The sequence below is a fragment of the Jiangella ureilytica genome (assembly GCF_004348545.1).
GTDB classification, from domain to species: domain Bacteria; phylum Actinomycetota; class Actinomycetes; order Jiangellales; family Jiangellaceae; genus Jiangella; species Jiangella ureilytica.
Map to the genome: position 1 here is coordinate 1 of NZ_SMKL01000036.1, position 24,984 is coordinate 24,984.

The 24,984-nt window shown below is 71.5% G+C and carries 22 protein-coding genes; 9 read left to right on the forward strand and 13 right to left on the reverse strand.

Translation table 11 applies throughout. The features are described from left to right. Positions 1–49: 49 nt before the first annotated feature. The 3 genes from E1212_RS29510 to E1212_RS16565 all read right to left on the reverse strand — a co-directional run bounded on the left by E1212_RS29510 (position 50) and on the right by E1212_RS16565 (position 3,488). Positions 50–727: an aggregation-promoting factor C-terminal-like domain-containing protein gene (locus tag E1212_RS29510; RefSeq protein ID WP_162605511.1), complete on the reverse strand. Its 678-nt coding sequence runs from the start codon at positions 725–727 to the stop codon at positions 50–52. A gap of 256 nt (positions 728–983) precedes the next feature. After that, positions 984–2,327, reverse strand: coding sequence for a PhoH family protein (locus E1212_RS16560; RefSeq protein WP_131984390.1), 1,344 nt, complete (start codon positions 2,325–2,327; stop codon positions 984–986). A gap of 330 nt (positions 2,328–2,657) precedes the next feature. After that, positions 2,658–3,488, reverse strand: a complete 831-nt coding sequence (locus tag E1212_RS16565; protein ID WP_131984392.1) for an SAM-dependent methyltransferase — start codon at positions 3,486–3,488, stop codon at positions 2,658–2,660. A 196-nt stretch (positions 3,489–3,684) separates the two neighbouring features. Between E1212_RS16565 and E1212_RS16570 the strand changes: the two genes are divergently transcribed. The 3 genes from E1212_RS16570 (at position 3,685) to E1212_RS16580 (ending at position 5,781) form a co-directional block, all read left to right on the forward strand. Continuing rightward, complete coding sequence (locus E1212_RS16570; RefSeq protein ID WP_131984394.1) at positions 3,685–4,572, forward strand: helix-turn-helix domain-containing protein; 888 nt, start codon at positions 3,685–3,687, stop codon at positions 4,570–4,572. 296 nt (positions 4,573–4,868) lie between these two features. Continuing rightward, complete coding sequence (locus E1212_RS16575) at positions 4,869–5,477, forward strand: DUF397 domain-containing protein (RefSeq protein ID WP_131984396.1); 609 nt, start codon at positions 4,869–4,871, stop codon at positions 5,475–5,477. 79 nt (positions 5,478–5,556) lie between these two features. Further along, positions 5,557–5,781 (forward strand): hypothetical protein, encoded by a 225-nt coding sequence (locus tag E1212_RS16580; protein WP_131984398.1) that lies wholly within the window; start codon positions 5,557–5,559, stop codon positions 5,779–5,781. Between the two features lie 25 nt (positions 5,782–5,806). On the opposite strand, the gene E1212_RS16585 is transcribed toward E1212_RS16580, so the two are convergent. After that, the gene (locus E1212_RS16585; protein WP_131984400.1) at positions 5,807–6,625 is read right to left on the reverse strand and encodes an NAD(P)H-binding protein; all 819 of its coding nucleotides are present in this window, start codon (positions 6,623–6,625) and stop codon (positions 5,807–5,809) included. 99 nt (positions 6,626–6,724) lie between these two features. Between E1212_RS16585 and E1212_RS16590 the strand changes: the two genes are divergently transcribed. The 4 genes from E1212_RS16590 to E1212_RS16605 are packed head-to-tail and all read left to right on the forward strand — an operon-like array spanning position 6,725 to position 10,172. After that, positions 6,725–7,138: a VOC family protein gene (locus E1212_RS16590; protein ID WP_131984402.1), complete on the forward strand. Its 414-nt coding sequence runs from the start codon at positions 6,725–6,727 to the stop codon at positions 7,136–7,138. Next, positions 7,135–8,580 (forward strand): MFS transporter, encoded by a 1,446-nt coding sequence (locus E1212_RS16595; RefSeq protein WP_131984404.1) that lies wholly within the window; start codon positions 7,135–7,137, stop codon positions 8,578–8,580. The genes E1212_RS16590 and E1212_RS16595 overlap by 4 nt, the downstream gene beginning before the upstream one ends. Positions 8,581–8,604: 24 nt before the next feature. Continuing rightward, positions 8,605–9,603 carry a sigma-70 family RNA polymerase sigma factor gene (locus E1212_RS16600; RefSeq protein WP_131984406.1) on the forward strand — a complete coding sequence of 333 codons (999 nt, stop codon included), beginning with the start codon at positions 8,605–8,607 and terminating at the stop codon, positions 9,601–9,603. Further along, on the forward strand, positions 9,600–10,172 hold the full coding sequence (locus tag E1212_RS16605; RefSeq protein WP_131984408.1) for a TIGR03086 family metal-binding protein: 573 nt from the start codon (positions 9,600–9,602) through the stop codon (positions 10,170–10,172). Before E1212_RS16600 ends, E1212_RS16605 begins: the two co-directional genes overlap by 4 nt. A 110-nt stretch (positions 10,173–10,282) precedes the next feature. Here E1212_RS16605 and E1212_RS16610 read toward each other — a convergent pair whose 3' ends face one another. Beyond that, positions 10,283–11,044 carry an isoprenyl transferase gene (locus tag E1212_RS16610; protein WP_131984410.1) on the reverse strand — a complete coding sequence of 254 codons (762 nt, stop codon included), beginning with the start codon at positions 11,042–11,044 and terminating at the stop codon, positions 10,283–10,285. Between the two features lie 166 nt (positions 11,045–11,210). Between E1212_RS16610 and trhA the strand changes: the two genes are divergently transcribed. Beyond that, on the forward strand, positions 11,211–11,897 hold the full coding sequence (gene trhA / locus E1212_RS16615) for a PAQR family membrane homeostasis protein TrhA (RefSeq protein ID WP_203416924.1): 687 nt from the start codon (positions 11,211–11,213) through the stop codon (positions 11,895–11,897). 469 nt (positions 11,898–12,366) lie between these two features. On the opposite strand, the gene E1212_RS16620 is transcribed toward trhA, so the two are convergent. The 3 genes from E1212_RS16620 to E1212_RS16630 all read right to left on the reverse strand — a co-directional run bounded on the left by E1212_RS16620 (position 12,367) and on the right by E1212_RS16630 (position 16,222). Then, positions 12,367–12,894 carry a hypothetical protein gene (locus tag E1212_RS16620; protein ID WP_131984414.1) on the reverse strand — a complete coding sequence of 176 codons (528 nt, stop codon included), beginning with the start codon at positions 12,892–12,894 and terminating at the stop codon, positions 12,367–12,369. Between the two features lie 47 nt (positions 12,895–12,941). Then, on the reverse strand, positions 12,942–14,078 hold the full coding sequence (locus E1212_RS16625) for a hypothetical protein (protein WP_131984416.1): 1,137 nt from the start codon (positions 14,076–14,078) through the stop codon (positions 12,942–12,944). 101 nt (positions 14,079–14,179) lie between these two features. Next, positions 14,180–16,222 (reverse strand): thioredoxin domain-containing protein, encoded by a 2,043-nt coding sequence (locus tag E1212_RS16630; protein ID WP_131984418.1) that lies wholly within the window; start codon positions 16,220–16,222, stop codon positions 14,180–14,182. 371 nt (positions 16,223–16,593) lie between these two features. On the opposite strand from E1212_RS16630, the gene E1212_RS16635 reads away from it, so the two are divergent. Beyond that, entirely contained in the window at positions 16,594–18,498 is a 1,905-nt protein-coding gene (locus E1212_RS16635) for a GmrSD restriction endonuclease domain-containing protein (RefSeq protein WP_203416925.1), read from the forward strand. 246 nt (positions 18,499–18,744) lie between these two features. Here E1212_RS16635 and E1212_RS29515 read toward each other — a convergent pair whose 3' ends face one another. The 5 genes from E1212_RS29515 to E1212_RS16660 form a co-directional block, all read right to left on the reverse strand. Next, positions 18,745–22,200: an MSCRAMM family protein gene (locus tag E1212_RS29515; RefSeq protein WP_162605512.1), complete on the reverse strand. Its 3,456-nt coding sequence runs from the start codon at positions 22,198–22,200 to the stop codon at positions 18,745–18,747. A gap of 383 nt (positions 22,201–22,583) precedes the next feature. Further along, positions 22,584–23,624 (reverse strand): ScyD/ScyE family protein, encoded by a 1,041-nt coding sequence (locus E1212_RS16645; RefSeq protein ID WP_203416926.1) that lies wholly within the window; start codon positions 23,622–23,624, stop codon positions 22,584–22,586. A 148-nt stretch (positions 23,625–23,772) separates the two neighbouring features. Beyond that, positions 23,773–24,240, reverse strand: coding sequence for a VOC family protein (locus E1212_RS16650; RefSeq protein WP_131984422.1), 468 nt, complete (start codon positions 24,238–24,240; stop codon positions 23,773–23,775). Positions 24,241–24,282: 42 nt separating this feature from the next. Next, entirely contained in the window at positions 24,283–24,744 is a 462-nt protein-coding gene (locus E1212_RS16655) for a helix-turn-helix transcriptional regulator (RefSeq protein ID WP_131984424.1), read from the reverse strand. Further along, positions 24,741–24,965 (reverse strand): hypothetical protein, encoded by a 225-nt coding sequence (locus E1212_RS16660; RefSeq protein WP_131984426.1) that lies wholly within the window; start codon positions 24,963–24,965, stop codon positions 24,741–24,743. Before E1212_RS16660 ends, E1212_RS16655 begins: the two co-directional genes overlap by 4 nt. Positions 24,966–24,984 lie beyond the last annotated feature (19 nt).

Here is a 24,984-nt window from a genome sequence, read left to right on the forward strand (position 1 = left end):
GCTGCGGTGACGGGGGTTCGCCGTCTGTGCGGGGGATTCCGGTCCGGCCTCAGTACCAGCCGACGGACTCCGAGTGCGCCCAGGCACCGCACGGGTCGCCGTAGCGGCCCTCGATGTACCAGAGGCCCCACTCGATCTGGGTGACCGGGTTGGTCCGGTAGTCGTCGCCGAACCGGGACATCTTGCTCGCCGGCAGCGACTGCGGGATCCCGTAGGCGCCGGACGACGGGTTCTCGGCCGTGTGCCGCCAGTTGGACTCGCGGGTCCACAGGTTGTCCAGGCACTGGAACTGGTCGTCGCCCCAGCCGTAGTCGGCCATGAGCGTGCGGGCCGCGGACTGGGGGTCGTCGATGGCCCGCTCCAGGGACCGGGCGGCCTGCTCGGCCGCCTCCCGGCGGGCGGCCTCCGCGGCGGCGGCCGCTTCGGCCTCGGCCTTGGCCTTCGCCTCGGCTTCCGCCTTGGCCTGGGCCGCGGCCTCTTCGGCCTGCACCTGGGCCTCGGCGGCAGCGGCGAGGTCGCGTTCGAGCGACGGCTTCTCCGGGGCCTGGGCCTTGGCGCCGACCTCCGGGAGTGCCAGCTGCTGATGCCGTTCGGCGCTCAGCGCGGTGGTCGCGGAGCCGGTGGAATCGACGAGCCACCCCGTGAAGAGGGTGGCGAGGACGGTGATCGATGCGAGGATGCCGAGTCCGACGGAGACCCGGCGCAGACGCCTGCGTCTTCGATGCACGAGGGGGCATACCTTCCTGTAGGGCCCCAACACCTTGCAATGGAATCGTGACCTCTGCCAACTCACCGGCGTGTCACACGGGCGATCGTGACGCTCCGCGGAGCCGTCGTGGCCATCCGCGGAAGCCGCAGCCGACGCCGTCGTCCAGGCCTCGCCCACCGCGCTGAACAGCGGGAACTCCCGCGCCACCCCGCCTGCCGGCGGGTGACGCGGGAGCTCCGGATATAGCTGACGAATCAACCAGATGAGACTTCGCTCACCCGGGCATGCGCTCCAGCATCTCGGTGACCAGAGCGGCGATCGGCGACCGCTCCGAGCGGGTCAGCGTGACGTGGGCGAACAGCGGGTGGCCCTTGAGCTTCTCGGCCACCGCGACGACGCCGTCGTGCCGGCCCACGCGGAGATTGTCGCGCTGCCCGACGTCGTGGGTGAGGACGACTCGGGAGTTGCTGCCGATGCGCGACAGGACGGTGAGCAGCACGTTGCGCTCCAGCGACTGCGCCTCGTCGACGATGACGAAGGAGTCGTGCAGCGACCGGCCGCGGATGTGGGTGAGCGGGAGCACCTCGAGCATGCCCCGCTCGACCACCTCGTCGATGACGTCCTGAGTGGTCAGCGCGCCGAGGGTGTCGAAGACCGCCTGCGCCCAGGGGTTCATCTTCTCGGACTCGCTGCCCGGGAGGTAGCCGAGGTCCTGGCCGCCGACGGCGTACAGCGGCCGGAACACGACGACCTTCTTGTGCACCCGGCGCTCCATGACCGCCTCGAGCCCCGCGCACAGCGCCAGCGCCGACTTGCCGGTGCCGGCCCGTCCGCCCATGGAGACGATGCCGATCTCGTCGTCGAGCAGCAGATCCAGCGCGATGCGCTGCTCCGCCGACCGGCCGTGCAGCCCGAACGCCTCGCGGTCGCCGCGGACCAGCTTGATCCGCTTGTCCGGCGTCATGCGGCCCAGCCCGCTGCCGCGCTCGCTGTGCAGCACCAGACCGGTGTGGCAGGGCAGGTCGCGCGCCTGCTCGAGGTCGGCGTACCCGTTCTCGTACAGCTCGTCGAGCAGGCTGCCCGCCACCTCGAGCTCGGCCATGCCGGTCCAGCCGGACTCGATGACGGTCTCGGCGCGGTACTCCTCGGCGTGCAGGCCGACCGACGAGGCCTTGACCCGCATCGGGAGGTCCTTGGAGACCAGCGTGACGTCATGGCCCTCGGCGGCCAGGTTGCGCGCCACCGCGAGGATGCGGGAGTCGTTGTCGCCGAGCCGGAAACCGGCCGGCAGCACCTCGGGATCGGTGTGGTTCAGTTCCACGCGGACCGTGCCGTCGTCGTCGCCCACCGGTATGGGGTCGTCGAGCCGGCCGTGTTCCACCCGGAGCTCGTCGAGCAGCCGCAATGCCGCTCGCGCGAAGTACCCCAGCTCTGGATGGTGGCGCTTGGCCTCGAGCTCGGTGATCACCACGATCGGCAGGACGACCTCGTGCTCTGCGAAGCGGAGGATCGCGTAGGGATCGGCCAGCAGCACGCTCGTATCGAGGACGTAGGTGCGGCGAGCCGGCTCCTGCCGGGTGGTGCGACGACGGGGGGTCTGGTTCTTGGAAGCGGCCACGTCCGTCTCCCTCACGCCTGAATGCACCCTGACGGATCAGGCGTCTGTGTCGCGCGGAGTGCCGGGACCGAGCCCACTGGGCCGGGTGCCGGCCCTCCGTTCGCGCCATGGTGTCAGCACGTAGGACGGGCCTCCCGAGCGGCCGGCTACCCACCGTCCGCCACTGCCCAGATTACCGCCAGGCAGGATCACAGCGATAGGACACGCCTTAACGGCCCGTGAACGATGTGTTTCGCCGGGCGCCGCCGCGGCCGGACGATCGGCGCCGCACATGGACGTACCCGCACGATCTTCGCGCGGGTACGGGGTCGGGTACGAGTGCCGGCCGGGTCAGCGCTTGACGCCGACACCTCCGGCGATGCACTCCTGGGCCTGGCTCAGCGGCGTCAGCTGGGGGCCGTCGGGCCACCACTCCGCGCACTTCGTGACGCCCGGCTCGATGAGGTCGAGGCCGTCGAACAGCTCGACGATCTCGTTCTTCGTGCGGAACGTCCCGGAGCCCATGGGGCTGCCCCGGAAGTGCTCCTCCATGTGCCGCGCCACGCTGCTGAACTGGTTCTCGGGGTCGAGGAAGTGCGAGATCGCGACGTAGGACCCAGTGGGCAGCGCGTCGATGTAGGTCTTCATGAGCTCGGCGGGGCCGTCCTTCGGGCCCTCGAAGTGGTGCAGGGTGCCGAACTGCAGGAAGCCGATCGGCTCGGAGAAGTCGAGATGCTTGCGCACCACCGGGTTCTCGAGCACCTCTTGCGGCTCGAAGATGTCGGCCGACACGAAGTGGGTGTAGGCGTTCTCCTCGAGCAGCGCCCGGCCGTGCGCCAGCACCACGGGGTCGTTGTCGACGTAGACGACCCGCGTCTCCGGGTCGGCGCGCTGGACCACCTGGTGCACGTTCTCGGCCGTCGGCAGGCCGGACCCGCAGTCGAGGAACTGCTTGATGCCCGCCCGGGACGCCAGGAACCGGCAAGCCCGGATGAGGAAGCCCCGGTTGTCGATGGCGAGGTCGCGTGCCTCGGGCGCGGCCTGGGCGACCCGGCGGAACACCTCGCGGTCGATCTCGTAGTTGTCCGTGCCGCCGAGGAACGCGTCGTACACGCGAGCGATGCTCGCGCGGTTCGGGTCCACACCGACGGGCACACGGGCTGCTCGAGGAGCATCAGGCATTGATCAGTCCTTGGTCTAGACCCGGGGAATCGATCGCCCATAGCGTAGGTCTGGTTGATCATCGGCGCAATGGCGTTGCACCGACAGCGCACGGGTCGCCCTCATCCCGCACGTCAGCCTGGATCATGAAGCGAAGGCTCCCTAAGATGATGGGGTCTGCGGCCGGCTCAGGCTCGGCCGACGAAGGAGGGCGCACATGACGGGCGAGGCGACGGGCAACAGCCCGGCCGAAGCGCGTACCAGCGCGCCCACCGCACGCCGCATGGTCCTGGGCGCCCAGCTGCGCCGCCTGCGCGAGGCCGCCGAGCTGTCGCGCGCCGACGCCGGCTTCACCATCCGCGCGTCGGAGTCGAAGATGAGCCGCCTCGAGGCCGGCAAGGTCTCGTTCAAGGAGCGCGACGTCGCCGACCTGCTCACCACGTACGGCGTCAACGACCCCATCGAGCGCGAGGCCTTCCTCGACCTCGTCAAGCAGTCCAACCAGCAAGGCTGGTGGCACCGCTACAACAACGTCATCCCGGGGTGGTTCAACGACTTCGTCGGACTCGAGGAGTCGGCGTCGCTCATCCAGTCCTACGAGCACCAGTTCGTTCCCGGACTGCTCCAGACCGAGGACTACGCCCGCGCCGTCATGACCCACGGGCGGCCGCAGTACGCCACCGACGACATCGAGCAGCGCATCGACGTGCGCAGGCGCCGGCAGCGCATCCTCGCCCGCCCGGGCGCGCCGCACCTGTGGGTGGTGCTCGACGAGTCGGTGCTGCACCGCCCAGTCGGCGGCCGCAAGGTGCTCGACGCGCAGCTCACCGCCATGCTCGAGGCGAGCAGCATGCCGCACATCACCGTGCAGATCGTCACCTACGAGCGCAACTCCAACGCGGCCGAGGGCGCCTTCACCATGCTCCGCTTCGCCGAGAACGAGCTCCCCACGCTCGTCTACATCGAGCACCTCACCGGCGCGCTCTACCTCGACCGCATGGACGAGGTCGAGACCTACGGCCGCGTGCTCGACCGTCTCGCCGTCGACGCCGAGACGCCCGAGGACAGCCGCCAGATGCTGGCGAAGCTCCGCGCCGAGATCTGAGCGGGCGCGCCCGCGGGCCGCTCGCCCACGGTCCTCTCCTCCGTACGCGCGCGTACGGAGTGCACCCATGATCACTGGTGCGCCATGCACGCCGGGCGCGAAGCAGCCACGAAGATCACGCAGCGCCCACGCCGTCGGCGCATGATCCACTTTCGTTGCGCGGCTCGCACGGCTGTCGCGCAACTGATACGACGGGAATATGGCGTGCATCTGCACATGCACGCGCACCGTGCTAGATTCGTCTGCACCGGCAAGTGCACGCATCGGACCGGTCGACGCCCTGGGAGATGAGCGGCATGGACACGATCGTCAACGGTGTGACGGCTTCGGACATCCCCCATGCCGTCTGGCGCAAGAGCAGCAAGAGCGGAGCGCAGGGCAACTGCGTGGAAGTGGCCCCGCTGCCCACCGGCACCATCGCGGTGCGCAACTCCCGTCACCCCGACGGCCCCGCGCTGATCTTCACGCAGGACGAGATGACGGCGTTCGTCGACGGCGCGAAGGCCGGCGAGTTCGACGATCCCCTGGCAACGGAGCCACCGCCCGTGGCACCGGCGCCCGGCGCGGCCACGCCGGACAGCGGCACGCCGGCCCGGTACCGGGCCATCGGCAACGAGCTCGAGAGCCTGACCGGGCAGCTGCTCGAGGGCGACACCGTCCTCGACCGCGACTCGTCGGAGCGGCTGCTGCGCCTGCTCAGCGGCGTCGCCCAGCTCCAGCAGCTGCACCGCGTCGACGCCGACGGCAACTGCACCATCTGCCGTACCAAGTCGCGGCGCTGGCACCCCGGGTCGCGGCAGGGCGAGTGCTCGGTACACGCCGCACTCAGCACCTATCTGGGCCGGTCGCTGACCACGCCCGCCGCGCCGGTGCAGCGGACCGGCGCCACTCGCCGCTCCGGGTGATCCACCACGCGCGGCCGATCCGCGGGGGATCACTGGCGATCTGAGGGGACGAGATGCTCACGGCACAGGTGCACGGCGCATGAGCCCGGCGAACGAAGCACCCGAGCAGCGCTTCGCGCCGGCCTACCGAGCCCACTGCCCGACCTGCCACAGGTCCGGGCGCGAGTTCACGTCGTACGGCAACGCCGAAGAGGCAGCCCGTGGCCATGCGGGCAAGCACATCCACACGACCTACGTCCTGGACCAGTACGGCATCCGCGTCGTCGGGTCGGTCCAGCGCCCGGGCGGCGATCCCGAGCCGTGAAGCCGCCGGTGCCCCGGGGAGGCGCTCAGTCGCTCCAGGCGCCGGTCGCGGCCGCCCCGGCGGCGTAGGTCTCGAACGACAGCGGTCCCTGGCCGCCGACCCGCTGGACGGTGTCGCTGGGTTCGGCGTCGCCCTGCTCGCGGAGCGCCGCGAACGCGGCGAGCGCACCGCCGGCGGCCTCGCGCGGCACCCCGAGCGCCTGCTGCTGGGCGAGGTAGTCGCCGTCGGACCCGAGGTGGCGGACGGGGCGTCCGGCGACCCGGCCGATGATGCTCGCGGCCTCGCCGAACGAGAGCGCCCGCGGCCCGGTGACGTCGTAGACCTGCCCGCCGTGGCCGTCGTCGGAGAGCACCGCGGCCGCCACCGCCGCGATGTCGCCGGCGTCGACGAACGAGTACCGCACGTCGCCGAGCGGCATGGCCAGCTCGCCGGCCAGCACCGCCGGCCGGAAGAAGCCCTCGTCGAAGTTCTGGTCGAACCAGTCGGCGCGGAGGATGGTCCACTCGGCGCCGGACGCGCGCACCGTCGCCTCGGCGTCGAGCAGTCGCTGGTCGCCCATGGCCTCGATGCCACGGCTCGACAGCAGCACGATGCGCCGTACGCCGGAGCCGGCCGCCTGCTCGACGAACGCGGGGTCGACCCCGACGCCGTCGGGTGCCATGAGGTACAGCCGGTCGGCACCGTCGAGCGCGGGTCCCCACGTGGCCGGTGCGGACCAGTCGAATCGGACGTCGCCCCGCCGTGCCGCCGCCCTTACCGACGCCCCCGCATCGCGCAGCCGCGCGGTGAGCCGCCGGCCGATGGTGCCGGTGCCGCCGAGGACCAGGATGTCTCGATCACTCATGCCGCCAGTCAACCAGGCGGCACCGACAGCGCCGGGACCGATGACTCTCGGCCGCTCGCCGGGTCTGTCCTTGTGAGAGACCCGACCCGAGGAGACACCATGAGCGGCCCCACCCTTGCCAGCATGCTGCTGTCCAGCGCCGATCCGGACCGGCTGGGCGCCTGGTACGCCGCGGCGGTCACCCCCGCCGACGACGCGCGCGTCGACACCTACCGGATCCTGCGCTACGGCGACTTCCACCTGATGATCGACCAGCGCGACGACGTCGGGCCGGCGAACCCGGAGCCCGCGCGCATGATCCTCAACTTCGACGTCGACGACGCCCGCGCGGTCGTGGCCCGGCTGGACGAGATGGGCGTGACCTGGCTGGCGCCGTTGGAGGACCGCGACGGCAGCCTCTTCGCCACGGCGGTCGACCCGGACGGCAACTATGTCCAGTTCATCCAGATCAGCGAGGAGCACAAGGCGCAGCTCGCCTCGTCGAGCCAGGACACGACCCCGGAGGCGACGTGACGGCGACGACGAATCGCCGCTGGCTCGCGCTCACCGTCGTCGCGGCCGCCTTCTTCATGGGCGTGCTCGACTCGACCAGCGTGTTCACGGCCCTGCCGTCGATCGCCGACGACCTCGACTTCTCGGCGGCGGGCATCCAGTGGGTGGTGACGGCGTACGGCGTGACGGTCGGCGGGCTGATGCTCTTCGGCGGGCGCCTGGCCGACCTCCTCGGCCGGCGCCGCGTGTTCATGGCCGCTGTCGCGGTGTTCGCTGCGGCGTCGTTGCTGTGCGGGCTGGCGTGGTCGGCTGAGCTGCTCATCGCCGCGCGGACGCTGCAGGGCGTCGGCGCGGCGGTGCTGACCCCGGCCGGCCTGTCGCTGCTGATGACGGTGTTCCCGGAGGGTCCGGACCGGCACCGGGCCCTGGGCGTGTGGGGCGGGCTCGGCGGTGTCGGCGCGACCGCCGGGCTGCTGCTCGGCGGCCTTCTGACCGACGGCCTGGGCTGGTCATGGATCTTCTTCGTCAACGTGCCGGTCTGCGTGCTCGTCCTCGTGCTGAGCCCCGTCCTCCTGCCCGAGAGCCGCGACCGCGACGTTCCGCGCCGCTTCGACCTGGCCGGCGCGGTGACGGTGACGGCGGCGCTGGCGCTGTTCGTCTACACGATGTTCGACGCCGCGGAGTCCGGCCGCCCGACGGCGCGGACGGCGCTCCTGCTCGCCGGCGCGCTGGCGCTGGGCGCGCTGTTCGTGCGGATCGAGGCGCGCGCGCCGGCGCCGCTGGTGCCGTTGCGGATCTTCCGGTCGCGCACGCTGGTCGGCGGGAACCTGGTGGTCCTGGTGGCCGGCATCGCGGTCGACGGCATGCTCATCCTCGTCACGCTCTACGCACAGCAGGTGCTCGGCTTCACCGCCCTGCAGTTCGGGTCGGCGGTGGCGGTCATGACGGTGGCGTCGATCGGCAGCGTCGTGCTCAGCCAGCATGTGGTGACGAAGGCCGGGTTCGGGCCGGTCGCGCTCGGCGGCATGGTCGTGCTCGGCATCTCGCTGCTGCTGCTCAGCCGGGTCTCCGCCGACGGCTCGTTCGCGAGCGACCTGCTGGCCGGCCTGCTGGTCTTCGGCCTGGGCATGGGCGGCGCGTTCGTATCGTCGCAGATCGCGGCGCTGGCCGGCGTCGCGGAGTCGGAGTCCGGGCTCGCGTCCGGGCTGGAGGAGACGTCGTTCACCATCGGCTCCACGCTCGGTGTCGCGACCCTCACCTCCGTCGCCGTCGCACGGGCCGACGACCTCGCCGCGGGCGGCGCCGATCCGCTGACCGCACTGACGGCGGGCGCGCAGACCGGGTTCCTGGTGGCGGCCGGGTTCACCGTGCTCGGCGCAGTGGCGGCGGTCGCGCTGCTGTGGCGGCGGCGCACCCCCGAGGCGACCACGACGGCGCCGCGGCGGACGCCGTCGGCGGCATAGGGTCGGCACAGGACCAGGGAGGCGATGGTGCAGACGACGACCACCGGCGAGCCGCGGGGCGACTTCCAGCAGCTGGCCGACCCCTACCGGCGCGAGCTGCTCGCGCACTGCTACCGCATGCTCGGCTCGGTCCACGACGCCGAGGACCTCGTGCAAGAGACCTATCTGCGGGCGTGGCGCGCGTACGACCGGTTCGAGGACCGCTCGTCACTGCGCACCTGGCTGTACCGCATCGCGACCAATGCCTGCCTGACGGCGCTCGAGAGCCGCGGCCGCCGGCCGATGCCCACCGGCCTCGGCGGGCCCAGCACCGAACCGGCCGGCGACCTGATCGAGCGGTCCGAGGTGCCGTGGCTGGAGCCGCTGCCCGACGTCGCCATCGGCGCCGACAACGCCGACGGCGTCGACCCCGCCACCGTCGTCACCTCGCGCGAGAGCGTGCGCCTGGCACTGGTCGCGGCGCTGCAGCACCTGCCGCCGCGGCAGCGAGCCGTGCTCGTGCTCCGCGACGTGCTGAGATGGAAGGCCGCCGAGGTGGCCGACCTGCTCGAGACGTCGCCGGCGGCGGTCAACAGCATGCTGCAGCGGGCACACGCGCAGCTCGACAGGGTCGCGCCGTCCCCGGACGACGCCGTCGAGCCGCTCACGCCCGAGACCCGGGAGCTGCTGGACCGCTACGTCACCGCCTTCGAGAACTACGACGTCGACGCCATCGTGCGCCAGCTCACCGAGGACGCGGTCTGGGAGATGCCGCCGTTCGCCGCCTGGTTCGTCGGGTCGGCCGACATCGGCGAGCTGATCCTCGTCCAGTGCCCCATGAAGGCCCCCGGCGACCTGCGCATCGTGCGCATCTCCGCCAACGGCCAGCCGGCGCTCGCCCAGTACCTGCGCGGCGCCGACGGCGTCCACCGTCCGTTCGCGATCCAGGTCGTCACGGCCGGCCCGGCCGGCATCTCGCACGTGGGCCAGTTCTTCGACCTGAGCCTGTTCCCGCTGTTCGGGCTGCCGGACGCCCTGCCATGACCGGCCCGCCGGCCGATGCGCCGGAGCTGCTGGAGCGTGCCCTCGGGTACGCCGCCGGCAGCCTGGCGCTGGTCCGGCCGGCGCTGCTGTCGCGTCCCACCCCGTGCGCGGGCTGGGACCTGCGCGCGCTGCTGCGGCACCTGGACGACTCGCTGCTCGCGCTCATCGAGGCGACGGCGGCCGGCCGGGTCGCCGCTCCGGGACCCGCCGAGGACACCATCGATCCGGCCGGGACGCTGCGTGAACGGGCCCGCATCCTGATCGGCCGTTGCGCCGCCGGCGACGGGCCGGACCTCGTCGCCGTCGGCGACCGGCAGCTCACCGCACGAGCGGTCGCCGTCACCGGAGCATTGGAGATCGCCGTCCACGGCTGGGACATCGCGCGCGCCTGCGGCGCCGACCGGCCGCTGCCGCCGTCGTTCGCGCTGCGCCTGCTGTCGGTGTCGCCCTTCCTCGTCGACGACGCCGACCGGCCCCTGCGGTTCGCGCCACCCCTCCCCGTGCCCGACGGCGGCGCCCCCGGTTCGCGGCTGCTCGCCTTCCTGGGCCGCGACCCGGTGGCCGCCTAGCGTCCGCGCTTCCGGCGCACCGACCCGTGCTCATCGAGGATCCGCGGTGCGGCGACCCCGTCAATCCACGTCAGCGGCCGGCGTGACAGTGCCCTCATGGCGCTGATGACTCAGCGGCCGTAGCGGCGTTCGCGTTCGCTGTAGGAGCGCAGTGCGCGCAGGAAGTCGACCCGGCGGAAGTCGGGCCAGAGGGCCTCGCAGAAGTAGAACTCCGAGTTCGCGCTCTGCCAGAGCATGAAGCCGGACAGCCGCTGCTCGCCGCTGGCCCGGATGACGAGGTCGGGGTCGGGCTGGCCCTTGGTGTAGAGATGCGCCGCGATGCCCTCGGCGGTGACCACCTCGGCCACCTCCTCGACCGAGGCGCCGCGGGCGGCGTGCTCGTGCAGCAGCGCCCGGACGGCGTCGGCGATCTCGCGCCGGCCGCCGTAGCCGACGGCGACGTTGACGTGCATGCCGTCGATCTCGCGGGTGCGGTCGGCCGCCTCTTTGATGACGGTGGCGGTGCGCGGCGGCAACAGGTCGAGCGCGCCCATGGGGTACACCCGCCAGCGACCGATGGCCGCGATGTCGTCGATGAGGTCCTCGATGATGCCGAGCAGCGGGATCAGCTCGTCCTCGGGGCGGTTGAGGTTGTCGGTCGAGAGCATCCACAGCGTGACGACGCGGACGCCGAGCTCGTCGCACCAGCCGAGGAACTCGCGCGCCTTCTCGGCGCCGGCCTGGTGGCCGCTGGAGGTCGGCGCGCTGAGGGCCCGCGCCCAGCGGCGGTTGCCGTCCATGAGCACGGCCACGTGCTGCGGCAACCGACCGCGGTCGAGGTGCCGCTGGATGCGCTTCTCGTAGATGCGGTAGACCAGGTCGGACAGACCCATCGACCGATGCACCTCCAGCGTCGTGGCTGCTCCCCGGATGTCCCCTTCTCCCCGCCAGAGAGTACTCTCCCGCGCCCCATGTGCGGTGAATGCACGGCCAACGCCCGGCGCGAGGTCACAGGCCGCGCAAGTCCCCCACGGTGCGAAACGCAGTACCGTGGAGGTCATGACGTTCGACGATCAGGTGCGCGAGGCGGTGGCCGCCGTCAAGCCCCGGCTGCGCGGCTGGCTGCACGCCGGGACGTTCCCGGTGGCCGTGCTCGCGGGCACCGTGCTGATCGTCGTGGCGCCGACCACCCAGGTGCGGGTCAGCGCCGCCATCTACACCGTCACGGCCGCACTGCTGTTCGGCATCAGCGCCGTGTACCACCGCGGCCACTGGTCGCCGCGGGCGCATGCCGTGCTGCGGCGCTTCGACCACGCCAACATCTTCCTGATCATCGCCGGCACGTACACGCCGTTCACCCTGCTGGTGCTGCCCGAGAGCGACGCGACGGTGCTGCTCTGGCTGGTCTGGGCCGGTGCCTTGCTGGGGGTGCTGTTCCGGGTGTTCTGGGCCGGCGCGCCCCGCTGGCTGTACGTGCCCATCTACGTGGCGTTGGGCTGGGCGGCGGTGTTCTGGCTGCCCGAGTTCGCCGCCTACGGCGGCCCGGCGGTGGCCACGCTGATCATCGTCGGCGGGCTCATGTACACCCTCGGCGCCGTCGCCTATGCGATGAAGCGGCCCAACCCGTCGCCGCGCTGGTTCGGGTACCACGAGGTCTTCCACGCGTTCACGCTGGCCGGCTTCGCCAGTCACCACGTCGGCATCTGGCTGGCCGCCTTCGGCGTCGGCGCCGTCGCCGCCACCTGACCCCGGGGCCGCATGGACGACGAGTCCCGGCGCGACCTCGTGTTCGTGCTGGTCGTCATGGCGTGCCGCTGACCGCGCTGCTCGCGACGTTGATCGGCGCCGTCGTGCCGGGGCGCTACGGGCGGCTCGTGGTGCGGACCGGGCCTGCCCGCGACGTGCTCGCGCCGTCGGCGTTGCCGCGGTCGGTGCCGCGGCGCGCGTCTTCTCCTACGCGTCCGCCGTCTACGTCCCGTGGTTCGACATCGACGACCTCTGCCCGAACGATCATGTCCGGAGGACGACCGAGGCGCCGTTCCGGCTCAGTGCCACCTGCTCGTCGGGCTCGCTGGCCGAGCAGTACGTGCCCGGCTGGGTCAATCCGGTGACGGTGGCGCTGACGGTGTGCGGCGTACTCGGGGTCGTCGGTGACCTGACGACGAGGCTCGCGGGGCGCCGCTCGCCACGGTTCTTCCGGCAGCCGGTGCGCTGATCAGTCGGTACCGGGGCCGGTGGCCCGGACCTCCTCGACGTGGGTGAGCGCCTCGCGCAGGTCGGCGAGCCAGGTGTCGGCGTTCTTCGCGACCAGCTTGACGCACCAGGCCAGCGCCTCGGAGCGGGACCGCGCCACCCCGGCCTCGACCAGGGTGTCGAGGACCTGACGCTCCGGCTGCCGCAGGCGGGTCATGACGGGGGCGGCCAGCCGGGTGAACAGCTCGCGCCGGTCACCGCAGTCGACGCCCCAGGCGACTTTGCGGTCGCTGCGGTGCTCGAGCTCGCGGGCGATCTCGATACGCCGCTCGCGGGTGGACTCGCGGAACGCGCTGATGCGGCCGGACAGCGCCGCCTCGCGCTCGACGTCGGAGACGTCCTCGGTGGCCGGGGCCGGGATGCGGCCGACGACCGTGATCTCCTCGCGGTCGACGGTGACCTCGAGCGGGCCCTCGAACCAGTCGTCCGGGAGCCGGCCCGTCAGCCAGCCGCGGATCCGCTCCACGGTGTCAGTGGTGGCTTTGCTCATGTTGCGATGATTACAGAATTACACAGCAACGAACCAGGGCTGTCCGCTCACGGCGTAGCGGCCGCGAGCAGCCCGCGCGACAGCCCCCGCCAGCGCGGCTGGAACGCGTACTCCGCTGCCAGCCGCAGCCGGGCCGCGCGCGCATACGCCGGCACCCGCGCCAGCGTCGCCTCGTCGGGCCGCATCCCGTCCAGCACCGCCGTCCGTGCCGCCCGGGCCCGCGACGGCGTCAGCTCGCCCCGCGTGGCCCGCAGCTCGATGCGGACCAGCAGGTTCGCCACGCTCCGGGCCAGCTCGCCGACGGTGACCGCCTCGAGCCCGAACAGCCCGATGCCGCCGTCGGGGCCCACCACGACCTGCGCGTCGCTGAGGTCGGGGCAGCCGAGCCCGGCCGGCCCGGGCGCCCCCGCGGACAGGTCCGCCAGCAGCGAGTCGACGTCGACCGGCGGCAGCAGGCCGTACTCCGCGGCCGGGCCGAGCCAGCGGGTCGCCAGCTCCACCTCGGCCGCGGCGTCGTGCGTGCCGGCCCCGGTCAGAGCGGGCACCCGCGGCGCATCGTGCAGGAGCCGCAGCGCGGTGCCGAGCCGCTGCCAGGCCGACCCCAGCTCGCCGACGGCCACCGACCGGGTCGCGCCCGCAGCGGCCAGCGTCGGCCCGTGCAGCGCGGACAGCACCAGGACGCCGTCGCCGATGGGCCAGTCCTGCACGGAGGGCAGCGTGGCCGTGCCGTGCAGCAGCCCGGCCAGCCCGCCGAGCCGGCGGCCGAGATCGGCGTCGACCCCGGGCCGGACGACCGTTGCGTAGTACACGTCGCCCTCGCCGCCGAGCCGCACCACCGCCCGCTGCTCCGGCCGGTGCGCCAGCAGCCGGCTGCCCGGCCATGACGCCAGCCCGGACAACGCCGTCAGCCGCCGGTCGGCGCCGTCGGGGTGCAGCACGATCCCGTGGCCGGGTAGGTCGAGGGCGCCGCGGGTGGCGGCGAACACCTCGGCCCGGCGGATCGCGTCGGCGAACCACTGCCCGGCCAGCCGCCCGCCGCCCGGCGTCTCGAACTCGAGCAGCACGTGCCAGTCGTCGTGCGGCCAGGCGCGGCGCACCGTGAGGTCGGTGCCGGTGACGGGATGGGTCAGCCGATCCGGGTGCCGGACGCGGTCGACCGGGCGGGCATGGTGCGGGTGCCTCACGCAACCACCGCCGTGATCCGCTTCATCCGCACCACCCTCGCGGCCGCGCGTGGGGTGCGGATGAGGACGGGGTGAGCGTGTTCTCATCAACCGCCCGGGCATCACCCCAATTGCCGGGCCAGCGCCGCGGCGTCCGTCGTCGGCAGCTCGCAGACGAAGTTGCGGCACACGTAGGCCGCCGGCGCGCCGCCGACCGCGGACCGGTCGCGCAGCAGCGGCACCGCGGCGGCCGCGGGGTCGTCCGGGTCGCCGGCCACGACGACCGCCCCCGGGGACGTCGAGCGCAGCGCCGCCCGGTGCAGCTCGCCCGTGCGGACGTCGTCGCGGTGCCCGACGACGGCGACCTCGACCGGCCCTGCGAGCCGCGCCTCGGCGACCGCCAGCCCCCAGCCGGCGAACCGGGGCGCTCGCTCGGCCAGCGCGTCGTGGATGCGCAACGCGTCGTCGGCGGCGTCGCGGTGGCGCGCGGACCCGGTGTACGCGGCGAAGGCGAGCAGCGCGCCGGCCGCCGCCGACCAGCCCGACGGCGTGGCGTTGTCGGTGGGGTCCTGCGGCCGGCGCAGACCCGCGAGCCGCACATCGGTGGCGTCGTCGCCGGTGTCGAAGAACCCGCCGGCGGGATCGGTGAACCGGGCCAGCACGCCGTCGAGCAGCTGCTCGGCGAAGGACAGCCAGACCGGGTCGCCGGTGACCGCGACCAGCGCCAGGAACCCCTCGGCGACGTCGGCGTAGTCCTCGAGCACCCCCGCGTGGCCCCCGGCGACGCCGTCGCGCGAGACCCGGACCAGCCGGCCCCGCTCGTCGAGGTGGAGGCGGACCAGCAGGTCGGCGGCCGCGACCGCCGCCTCGACCCACGCCGGCTCGTCGAACAGCGCACCCGCCTCGGCCAGCGCCGCGACGGCCAGGCCGTTCCAGGCGGCCACGACCTTGTCGTCGCGCCCCGGCGCCGGCCGCGGCAGCCGCGCGTCGAACAGCTGGCCGCGCACCCGCTCCCAGCGTCCGGGGTCGTCGGGGTCGCGCGGCAGCTGCAGCGTCGACGCGCCGTGCTCGAAGGTCCCGGACGGCGTCACCGCCAGCAGCTCCCCCGCCCACGAGGCGTCGTCGTCGCCGAGCACCTCGCGCAGCTGGTCCGGCGTCCACACGTAGAACGCGCCCTCGACCGGAGCGGCGCCGGCCACCGGCGGCGAGTCGGCGTCGAGCGAGCTGGCGAAGCCGCCCTCGGCCGTGCGCAGCTCGCGCAGGAGGAAGCCGGCGGTCTCGCGCACCACCCGCGCGGCCGCAGCCGACGCCGTGGTCCGCCAGAGATGGGTGTAGACGCGCAGCAGCAGCGCGTTGTCGTACAGCATCTTCTCGAAGTGCGGCACCACCCAGCCGGCGTCGACGCTGTAGCGGGCGAACCCGCCGCCGAGCTGGTCGTACAGGCCGCCGCGGGCCATGCGCTCGCAGGTCGTCTCGGCCATCGCGAGGGGGCGCGGGTCGCCGGTGCGCGCATGGTGGCGCAGCAGGAACTCGAGCACCATGGACGGCGGGAACTTCGGCGCGCCGCCGAAGCCGCCGGCCGCCGGGTCGAACTCGGCGGCCAGCCGGGCGACGGCGGCGTCGAGGCGGGCGGCTGCGGGCGGGCCGTCACCGGCCGCGACCTGCGCGACCCCGCCGAGCGCCTGGCCGATGCGGTCGGCCGACTCCGTGACGTCGCCGCGCCGCTGCGTCCACGCGTCGTCGACGGCCTGCAGCAGCTGGCTGAACGACGGCAACCCGTGCCGCGGCTGCGGCGGGAAGTAGGTGCCCGCGTAGAACGGCTTGCCCTCGGGCGTGAGGAACGCCGTCATCGGCCAGCCGCCCTGCCCCGTGAGCGCCTGCACCGACTCCATGTACACGGCGTCGACGTCGGGCCGCTCCTCGCGATCGACCTTGACGGCGACGAAGTGCGCGTTGAGGTAGGCCGCGACCCGCTCGTCCTCGAACGACTCGTGCGCCATGACGTGGCACCAGTGGCAGGCCGCGTACCCGACGCTGAGCAGGACCGGCACGTCGCGGCGGCGCGCCTCCGCGAACGCCTCGTCGCCCCACTCCCACCAGTCCACGGGGTTGTCCGCGTGTTGCAGGAGGTACGGGCTACGAGCGTCGCGGAGGCGGTTCGACATACCTCTGACTCCTGACGTATGGCGTGTCTATCGCGCTGGGTCAAAGTGATAGACGGGAGTGATACACGAGCAGGGCGGCGGTGAGCTTCCGCCCCTCTCCCAGCCTATGAGGGACGCGGTCGTGAACGAGGCAGCCGTCTCCATTGGAGCCGACCACGACGACATGTGGAGACGGTCCGCATGCAACAGCGCCCGTTGCATGCCTGCGCTGAGAGCTGGGGGTGTCGGGGGCCTCGGCCACTGCCAGAGACAGTCCGGGCTTGAGCAGCAGAACGTAGTCTGAAGCCTTGGCTGTCTCGCGACTGTGCACGTGCCGCGCACCACGATCTTGCCCCGGCGCATCCGATTCGTGACAGCGACGACTGGCAGGATTGGCTCTCGCGGCCGATGGTCGCATCGCCGACGATAACGAGGAAGTGCACCCGATGGGCTTCGAGACACCGCAACCACCGCTGTCCGAGTACCTGGAGTGGACGACCTCTGGCCATCTCCAGCTCCCCGACTTCCAGCGCGAGTACAAGTGGGAGGACGATCGCATCCGGTCCTTGCTGGTCACCGTCCTGCGCGGTCACCCTATGGGAGCCGTGATGCTTCTGGAAACCGGCAACGACCAGGTGCGATTCAAGCCCAAGGCGATCACGGGGACCTTTGTTCCACCAGACAAGGAGCCGCAGCTCCTACTCCTCGATGGCCAACAGCGCCTCACGTCCCTGACGCAGGCGCTGACGGGTACCGGCATCGTTCAAACGAAGGATGCTAAGGGCAAGCTCATCAAGCGCCGCTACTACGTCGACATGCGTGCCGCCATCGAAGGAGATGAGGCCATCGACGAGGCTGTGAAGTCCATACCGCACGACGGGAAGATCAAGACCAATTTCGACCGCAACATCGTCTTCGATATCAGCACCCCGGAGTTGGAGCAGAGGGAGGCGTGGTTTCCGCTTCGGCTTCTCTACTCCGGTTGGGATGGCGCAGCCTGGGTCAACGGTCTTGCGGACAAGGATCTCGCCGAGCGGTTCACCAACCGCATCCTCAAGCCGTCGGCGAACTACCAGATTCCGGCGATCCAGTTGAAGAAGGACACCAGTAAGTCAGCGGTCGCCACGGTCTTCGAGAAGGTCAACACCGGCGGCGTCCCACTCAACGTCTTCGAGCTGCTGACCGCCACCTTTGCCGGCAACGCCGACTATTTCGCCCAGCACGGAGAAGACTTCCGCCTCAACGACGATTGGCAGGCAATCCATGAGCGGTTCAAGAAGGAGTCGGCGCTGGAGACGGTACGGAGCACCGACTTCCTCCAGGCCGTGACGCTGCTCGCGACGCGCAAGCGCAACCGCGAGAGCACCGCCGAACGGAGGCCGGCCGTGTCGGCCCGGCGCGAGGACATCCTGCGGATCACGCTTGACGACTATCTGGAGTGGCGCGACAAGTTGGTCGACGCGTTCGAGTGGACGGCGGTGTTCCTGGCCAACCAGTACATCTTCGACAAGAAGTTCGTCCCCTACCCGCCACAACTCGTTCCCCTTGCCGTGATCCGGGTCATTCTCGGCGATGAGGCCGACTATCACAGCATCAACCGAAGAATCCGCCAGTGGTACTGGTGTGGCGTCTTGGGCGAACTCTATGGCAGCACCACGGAAACGCGGTTCGCTCGCGACGTGGAGCAAGTCCCCGAGTGGGCCAAGGGAGAGGGCGGCGAGCCGATCACCGTCACTGACGCGATCTTCCAGGAGAAGCGTCTCTACACGCTGAAGACCCGGCTGGCTGCGGCCTACAAAGGTGTCTACGCGCTGCTGATCGCCGAGGGCGCGAAGGACTGGATCAAGGACGTTACCTTCAACAAGGTGCAGTACACGTCGCTGAAGACCGACATCCACCACATCTTCCCCGAAAAGTGGAGCAAGACGAACGGCATCGACGCGTTGCTCTACAACTGCGTCGTTAACAAGACGCCGCTGGCGGCTGACACCAACCGCTCGATCGGCGGAGAAGCTCCGACCAAGTACCTGAACCGCGTCAAATCGAAGTCCGGACTCACTGATGATGTGGTTGACGCCATCATCGAGACGCACGGTATCAACGCCAAGGCGCTTCGCTCGGACAACTTCGAAGCTCACTTCGCTCACCGAAAGGGCTTCCTCCTTGACCTCATTGAGGCAGCGATGGGCAAGAAGCCCCAGCGCGAGGAAGCCCCTGCCGACGTCGATGAGCTGGCTGCCGAGTACGACGAAGAAGTTGACGACACCGGTGACGAAGCCGAGGTCGACACGAACTGAAGTCCACCTCGAGCGAAGCACTCCGGATCGGCGTCGCCGGATGCCTAGCGGCTCTCCGACCTGTTCGCCGAACCGGCCTTATCATCCTCCTCAGAGCCGGGCATGAATGCTACGAAGGGCCGAGCGTTGGGGCGCCAGGATGACCAGGCGATCCGGTTCGTCGAGATCACCGTGAACGGCACGAAGACGTGGTCACGCGCGCCCGCGCTGCATCCCGAGATCGCCTGTCGGCCTAGGCTTCCCCGGTCAGGTGCGGTGTGCCCGCCGCCGCACCGCCGCGCCGGCGGCGAGCAGGGCGGCCGCGACCAGCGCGACCAGCCGGAGCGGGTCGCCGAGACCGGTGTTGGGCAGGTCCGGCTCGCCCGGCTCGCCCGGGGCGGGCGACGGCGACGGGCCCGGCTCCGTCGGCGACGGGGTCGGTGTGGGCGACGCAGTGGGCGACGCAGTGGGCGGCTCGTCGGCCGGCGGGTCGACGACCGTCACCGCGGCGATGTCGGTGCCGGCGTTCCCGGCCGTGATCGAGATCGTCTCGGTGGTGACGTCGCCGGGCAGCAGGTAGCCGTCGGGCGCGGTGATCTCGACCCAGTGGTAGTCGCCGAAGTCGAGGTCGCCGACCGAGCAGAGCCCGTCGTCGCCGGTGGTGCAGGTGCCGACCACGATGTCGTCGTCGCCCTCGAGCACGAGGTCGAAGACGGCGCCCGGCAGCGACTCGCCGGTGTCCTCGGCGACCTTGTGCACGCTCAGCTCCGACAGCAGTCGTGGGTCGTGCACGACGACCCGGGTGAGCTCGCCGCCGGCGTTCGACGCGTCGATGACGACGGGGTCGCTGGTGGCGTCGTCGGGCAGCGCGTAGCCCTGCGGCGCGGCGGTCTCGACCCAGACGTAGCTGCCGAAGCCGAGGTCGCCGACGGTACAGGTGCCGTCGTCGCCCGTGGTGCAGGTGCCGACGACGTCGCCGTCGGCGTCGCCGGCGCGCAGCTCGAACTCGGCCCCGGCGAGCGCCGTCGCGTCGTACGCGTCGACCTTCAGGACCGACAGCTCCGAGCGCAGCCGCGGGTCGCGGATCTCGAACCGCGCCGGCTCGTCGACGGTGGAGGCGTCGACCACGATCGAGTCGCTCGTGACGTCGTCGGGCAGGTCGTAGCCGAGCGGCGCCGCGGTCTCGACCCAGTGGTAGGTGCCGAAGCCGAGGTCACCGATCGAACAGGTGCCGTGGTCACCGGTGGTGCAGCTGCCCGCGAGGGTGTCGCCGTCCTCATCGATCAGGTCGAACTGCGCGCCGGCCAGCGGTGCGTCGTCGGCGGCGTCGAGCTTGAGGACGGTGAGCGTGCCCGGCGTGCGCGGGTTGGAGAAGGCCAGCGGCTCCAGCTGGGTGCCGGCGTTCTCGGCGGTGATGGTGACGAGCTCGCTGGAGGGGTCGTCGGGCAGGTCGTACCCGGGCGGCGCGGCGGTCTCGAGCCAGTAGTACGTCCCGAAGCCCAGGCCGGTGACGGTGCAGAGGCCGTCGTCGCCGGTGGTGCACTCGCCGACCAGGGTGTCGTCGTCGAGGTACAGCTCGAAGGTGGCTCCGGCCAGCGGCTCGGGGCTGTCGGAGCCGCCGTCGAGCTTGAGCACCGACAGGTCGGTGAGCCTCTGCTCGTTCTCGACGATGAACGAGATCACGTCGCCCGCGTTGTCCGGGCCGAAGGTGTACGGGCCGGTGTGCGCGGGGACCGGCAGCTCGTAGCCGGTCGGGGCGGCCGTCTCCTCCACCCAGTAGGTCCCGAACAGCAGTCCGGTGACGGTTGCGCCGCCGAATCCGTCCGTGACGACCTCACCGGGCGGATCGACGACCGGGTCGTCGCCGGGGTCGAACACGCCGTCGCCGTCGTCGCGTCGCACCACGAAGCGGGCGCCGGCCAGGCTGTCGTGGGTGGTCGCGTCCTTCTTGATGATCAGCAGCGTCGAGCGGAGCTGCCGGTCGGTCAGCGTCGACACCGGGAGGTCGCCACCGGCGTTGTCGCGGTCGATCGTGGTCATGCCGCTGATCCGGTCGGCGGGAAGCTCGTAGCCGGCCGGCGCCTGAGCCTCGTACCAGTAGTAGGTGCCCCAGGCGAGGTCGCCGATGGTGCAGGTGCCGTCGTCGCCGGTGGTGCAGTCGCCGACCAGGGTGTCGCCGCCGGGTGCGTCCGCGACGCCGTCGGCGGGGTCGTCGAGGTACAGCTCGAAGACGGCGCCGGCGGCCGGCTGCTGCGTGTCGGCGTCGAGCTTGAGAACCGCCAGCTCGGAGAGCAGCCGCGGGTCCTCGAACGGCTCGCCGACGGTGGCGTCAGGGGCGTCCTGGTCGACGACGATGCCGTCGCGGACCGGGTTCTCCGGCAGGTCGTAGCCCGTGGGCGCCTCGGTCTCGGTGACGGTGTACGTGCCGGTCGGGAGGTCCTCGACCAGGAGGGCGCCCTCGGCCGGGTCGGCGTCGTTCTCGCCGTTGTCGACGACGGTGACCGAGGTGCCCTCGGCCGCGCCGCCGGTGCCCTCGACGGTGAACGTCGCGCAGCAGACCGGGTCGCCGGACTCCGCGTCGAGCTTGTCCCACGCGAGCGTGCCGAGGCGGTTGACGAACGTGACGGCAGCCGAGCCGAACTTTCCGAGCGTGACGTCCTGCGGCTCGGTCTCCTGGACGTAGCCGGGCGGCGGCGCGGTCTCGGTGATCGTGTAGTCGCCGGGCAGTGCCGGGTCGATGACGACGACACCATCGGCCGGGTCGGCGTCGTTGTCGTCGTTGTCGGTGATGGTCAGCGAGCCGGGGCCGGCCGCGCCCGGGATCGGGTTCGGCTCGACGGTGAAGGTCGCGCCGCCCAAGGGCTCGCCGCCGGCGTCGTGCTTCTCGATGGTCAGCGGACCGCAGCGGGCCGGCGCGTCGACGGCACCGGTGACGTAGTCCTTCAGCTCCGACGACGGGCTGAGGCCAGGAGCGCTGCGGACCCAGACCGCGGCGACCCCGCCGAGGCCGCACGGGTCGTCGTCGCCGAAGAGGTCCGTCACGTCGAAGGCGAGCTCGACGAACTGCTCCGTGGCGAGCGGGGACTCGTCGCTGGACGTGCTGACGTCGGAGTCGTTGGCCAGGACCGTGACGGCGCTCGTGGCGCCGGCGGAGACCCAGCCGTCGCCACGCCACCGCTCGAGGGCGTCGACCCGGATCGGCCGGCTGCCGAGGTTGAACAGGGTGACCCGCAGGTCCCCGATCGTGCGGTCCGGGATCGCGGTGTCTTCGTCGTTGACGGTGTTGGGACGCTGGTTCAGCTCGACGTACCAGCGCACCGTGCCGTTGTCGGTGCCGCGCTCGAAGCCGACGAACAGGTACTGGTCGCCACCGGCGACGCGGTCGGTGACGTACACGCGGCCGAGGTCGCCCTTGCCGGGCGCCGCCGCTGACCCGTCGTCGTTCCACGACGCGAGGTCGTTCTCCTTGCTGCCGCGGTCGAACACCGTCTCGTCGGTGCTGCCGAGCGGGTCCCCGACGACGTCGACGCCGTCGGGGTAGATGTCGGCACTCCCCCAGTCGACCGGGTCGCCGCCGGGACCGGTCGCCGTGGTCCCGTTGGCGAAGCCCTCGTAGAAGTTGCCGTCGATCTCGAACCCGCCGACGAGGTGATTGCCGCTGCTGTTCGCCACCGCGCTCGTGCCGGCGGCCCCTGCCGAGCCGGCCACGAGCAGGAGAACCATTGCGGTCCGCGCGATAGGACGCCGCGCACCGGGCATATCCGTCCGCCCCCATACAAGAATGCCCGGGTGAGGCTCCGGGGAACACACCAACAAATGTCAATCGCCCTTCGGCATCGAAGCGTCGCGACGTTGTCGCGAGTCCGACACCGAAGGGCGAGTGCCCCCCGGCCTGTGACAATCGATCATCACACGTGAAGTTCGACCAGCCGTGGCCTCCGCGTACGCCGCGTAGACCTCGGCCAACGCAGAGCATGCACCCACAGGGGCAGGGCTGTCAACGCGAACTCACACACGCCTTCAGAACACCTTCTTGTGACGGCAGGCATGACGGGGATTCACATTTCTCATCACGCAATGTAACCGGTTACTCGTCCATAGTGAATTCACCCGATGCGCCAGAGCGAACCCGGCCCGAATATCGGCCCGGTCACGTAGATCTTTCCGTTCGAGGCGGTGTCGACGCCGCCGGGCAGGGTCAGCGTGCCGGGCGCCAGTTCCTTGATCGAGCCGCCGGGCCGGACCCGGAACAGGCCGCCGATCGGCGGGGCGATCCCGAGCTCCCACTGGAACCAGCTCTGTGTCACCAGCTCGACGGCGTAGATGCTCCCCTTGCTGCCCGGCGCGAGGTCGACGATCGACGTCAGGCCGTCGGCGAAGCGCCGGCAGTCGCCCCGGTTCGGCCGCTCCGGGTCGCACACCGCATCGACGGAGCCGGGCTTGATCCGCCAGATCTGCGACGTGCCCGGCGTCGCCGGGAACCCGCGCAGCTCGCCGACGTACCAGTAGCCGTCGGAGCCGACCGTCACCGAGGTCGCGACACCCTCGGCCGGGATCGGCGTCCCGGCCGGCGGTAGCGGCTCTCCCTCGACATCGTCGGGCAGCTCTTCCGGCACCGGGACGACGCGCGGCTTCAGCCGGGCGACCGTGACGATGTCGCCGTCCGGGTACACGCGGAGCAGGTCGTTGCCGGCGGCGTCGGCCACCAGGACGCTGCCATCCTTCAGCGCGGCGACCCCGTACGGGTTCGACTCCTCCGGCACGCCCTCGATGTTGTAGGGGTCGATGTCGTCCTGCTGGTAGGCCGCGATGTCCGCGATCGGCTTCGCGGGCTTGCCGTGCCGGAGCAGGTAGAGCGTGGCCGCGCCGGTGCCCGGCTCGCCGCCCGGAGTCAGGGCGTACACGCGGCCGGACCGGCCGACCGCCACCGCCGGAGCGAGGAAGCCCGCCGGCACGGAGCCGATCTCGTGCACCTTCGGGTGTCGGCCGCGATCGGTGACGATGCTGACCGTGCCGTCGGCCTCGCTCACCACGATGCGGCCGGCGTGGTCGACGTCCACTCCTCGCGGACCGTCGAGCTCCACCACCGGCGACGGCTCGGACGAGCCCCTCGCGACCGCCGCCGGAGCGGTCAACACCGCCGACACGGCGATAACGCCGGTGGCCAGGACTGCTGTTGTTCGCGCACGCGACGTACGCACCATGAGAAACCCCCCGATTTCCCGCGCAAGCGCCCCCCGTGAGGCTGATCCTCTGGCGCAAGCCCGCCCAGGGTTACAGTCCGGTCACGATGCGTCAAGGGGTTTCCGTGCTCGAGCCGAAGGCGTCCGCCATCGCCTGCTGGTCCAGGGCCTTGTCGTTGAGCTCGTTGAGGCTGTACCAGTTGCCGAAGTCGTCGCGGAAGACCGCCTCGACGCCGTACGGCCGCTCGGCCGGCTCCTGGATGAACTCGACCCCGCGGGCGGTGTACTCGGCGAAGGTCTTGCGGCAGTCGTCGGTGTTCCAGGCACCGGCGCTGAGCGCGCCCTTGGCCATCAGCTCGCGCAGCGCGGCCGCGGTGGCCTCGTCGTGCATGGGCGGGCCGGGCACCGTCAGGTTCAGCTGGAACTCCGGGCTGGCCGGCGGCCCCACCGTCAGCCAGCGGAACCCGTTCTCCATGGTCACGTCGGTGCGCAGCTCGAAGCCGAGCTTGGTGATGAAGAAGTCGAGCGCCTGGTCGTAGTCGCTCACGTACGCCGTCGCGACACCCAGCTTGGTGATCATGATCGTGGCTCCCTGTCGGTCGATCGCTTGGTGTCCTCGACGTTAGGAGGGGTGGGCCGCCGGGGGCTTCTCCGTGGTTGCTGTCTTCGGCGTCTGCCTCGGCAGCGGCCGGCCCCACATGAGGATGTAGCAGCCGGGGATCAGCGGCGCGCCGGCCGCGTGCGCGTCGCGCTGGAACTGCGACGGCGACACCCCGACCAGCTCCGAGAACAGCCGGCTGAACGAGCCCAGGCTGGTGAAGCCGACCACGTGGCAGATCTCGGTGACGTTGAGGTCGGCCACGCGCAACAGCTCCTGGGCCCGTTCGACCCGGCGGCGCTGCAGGTAGCGGCCCGGCGTCTCGCCGTAGGCGGCCTTGAACGCCCGGACCAGGTGGAACCGCGAGTAGCCCGCGGCGGCCGCGATGTCGGCCAGCTCGAGCGGATCGGCGTAGTTCCGGTCGATGAAGTCGCGGGCCCGGCGCACCGCGACCAGCGTGTCGACGGCCGCCGACCCGGCGCTCATCGCTCCGGCGGCTCCTGGTGGCCGTGCATGCGCTCGGCGTCGGAGGTGCCCTCGGGATCGAAGTCGACCTTGCGGATCTGCTTGCGCATGCTCCGGTAGAGCATCACCAGCGCCAGGATGAGGAAGACGACGACCAGGAAGCCGTACAGGCCGGGGCCGATCTCGGAGTTGTCCGGCTCCGTCTCCGCCGCGGTGAGCGCCACCGCTCGCAGGATGCCCATCAGACCCTTGACTCTCCTC